This window comes from Acetivibrio mesophilus, assembly GCF_004102745.1.
GTDB classification, from domain to species: domain Bacteria; phylum Bacillota; class Clostridia; order Acetivibrionales; family Acetivibrionaceae; genus Hungateiclostridium; species Hungateiclostridium mesophilum.
The window spans coordinates 1-1,334 of sequence record NZ_RLII01000084.1; the positions used below are offsets into that span (position 1 = coordinate 1).

Sequence of the window (1,334 nt, forward strand, 5' to 3'; positions counted from 1 at the left end):
CTGATGACAAGAACTGATTTTATATTCTGGAAACCGAGGGTTGGAAGATAATTCTTTTTTGATTGAGATATGGTAACAGGAATTATATAATAGTTATAGTCCTTGTAGTGAGGGAACGAGTAAGACTCAGAAGATCATTGGAAAGCCATTTAATCCTAAGGGCAAAGTTTTGCAGGAGGGTGTTGATCCAACAACTCTAAAACCTACAAAGAATTTGCGTACATTAGACCCAATTAGACAAAAAAATGCGGTTAAGTATGCGGGGGATAAACCTATCATTGTAGACAAAAATGGTAAAGTACTTGATGGACATCATCGCCTTAAAGATGCTATAGAAAAAGGTCGTGATGTTGATGTGCAAATTGGTTATTAGGGGGGAGTAAAATGAACGAGAAGAACAGAAATATCACATGTTTTTTAATAGGATTTCATCGCATTTTAATAGTAATTCGTTCAAACATTAGAAACCCTCAAAATATGAGTTTACTTGAGACAATAAGTAAGTATTGTATATCTTTACAAGAGGAGTCTTTAACTAATTTTGAGATATTTAAATCAGAAATAATTGAAGTCGTGAACGAGCAAAAAGAAATTAAGGAACTACTAAATAATGCGTTAAACGTTTATGAGGTTGATCCTATTACTGATAATTTAAGTGAAATTTATCGTTATTTATCAGTCATTAGTGATTCAGCTTTAGAAATATGTACTCAATTAAGACAAAAAAGTTTTGATAGAGCTTATGATTTAGTTGATGCTATTCATTGTTTACCACAAGCATTAGTTTGTAAGAAACAATGGGATCCAAGAGCATATTGGAAAATCTATATAAGACCCTATAGAGAAAGGTGGGATAAACAGTTTCTTGAAAATCAAGAAAGAAAGCTATTTATAACTAGTTTCTTTAAATTCGTTGGTCATGACTATTAGAATGATAAATATTCATGTAAAGGTCACACAGTTTTTGCTGGTGTGGTCTTTTTCTTTATCTATGCTTGACAATATGTGATACATTGTGATACAATAAAACGTAAGCGTCAAATAGATCGTTACATAGTAGAATAGTTACGTAGTTGATACAATCACTGTAGAAATAATTAAACGGGGTGATTGTATGGATATTCAAAAAGTAACATCTGAACAACAATTATCTAAGTGGGCGGAATTAATACAAACCCGGCTTGAAAGTGGGCAAAGTATCAAAGAGTTTTGCCTAATAAATGGAATAAGCAAAGCCACATACTATTATTGGCAGAAGAAAGTCAGTAAAGCAAAGTGTACAGTACTTGGAGGAGAAAAAGAATCTAAAACCGAAGTACCAAGCGGATGGATGC

General features: G+C 32.7%; 3 protein-coding genes. All 3 read left to right on the plus strand.

What is annotated here, in order from left to right; all coding sequences use genetic code 11:
• Window positions 1-169 precede the first annotated feature (169 nt).
• Window positions 170-373, plus strand: coding sequence for a ParB N-terminal domain-containing protein (locus EFD62_RS17325; protein ID WP_128706596.1), 204 nt, complete (start codon window positions 170-172; stop codon window positions 371-373).
• A gap of 11 nt (window positions 374-384) precedes the next feature.
• A complete protein-coding gene (locus EFD62_RS17330; protein ID WP_128706597.1) occupies window positions 385-930 on the plus strand; it encodes a hypothetical protein in 546 nt (181 codons plus the stop codon).
• Between the two features lie 184 nt (window positions 931-1,114).
• A partial coding sequence (tnpA, locus tag EFD62_RS17335) for an IS66 family insertion sequence element accessory protein TnpA (protein ID WP_328590694.1) occupies window positions 1,115-1,334 on the plus strand: 220 nt, incomplete at its 3' end.

Coding starts and splice junctions, on each gene's coding strand:
- EFD62_RS17330 (WP_128706597.1), top strand. CDS start 385: ATGAACGAGAAGAACAGAAATATCACATGTTTTTTAATAGGATTTCAT.